At 78.4% G+C, this 385-nt stretch carries 1 pseudogene; it reads right to left on the minus strand.

The features are described 5' to 3' along the window. Nucleotides 1-263 (minus strand): annotated as a pseudogene (locus FOE67_RS28585) (hypothetical protein); the annotation flags it as partial. Nucleotides 264-385: the final 122 nt, after the last annotated feature.

Consider the following 385-nt stretch of genomic DNA (forward strand, 5'->3'; position numbering starts at 1 on the left):
CCGCCGCCCCGGCCCGCCCGCCCGCGCGGCAGGGCGGCCTGGGCGATGCCGTGGGCGGCGATCACCCGGCGATGACGGCCGAGCGAGGACGGCAGCACGACGTAGCCGAGCCGCACGAGGCGGTCGTAGTACTCGGTGATCGCCGCCTCCGCCCCCTCCGGGCCGACCCCCGAGGCGGGCCGGGCCGTGTCGCGGTCCGGTGCGCCGCGGGGCGGGGCGGACGGGACGGTCGAGGAGGTCGGGGCAGCATCGGTGGGAGACACGCCCGGCTGAACGAGCGAACCGACGGGATGTCACCGCCCTCGGCGCCCTTTCCCCGCTTTCCCCCGCGATTTTCCCCCGATGGGGTGAGCGCCTCCCGGCGGGCGGGGGCACCGGGGGAGAG

Source organism: Streptomyces calidiresistens, assembly GCF_014141525.1.
GTDB lineage: Bacteria > Actinomycetota > Actinomycetes > Streptomycetales > Streptomycetaceae > Streptomyces > Streptomyces calidiresistens.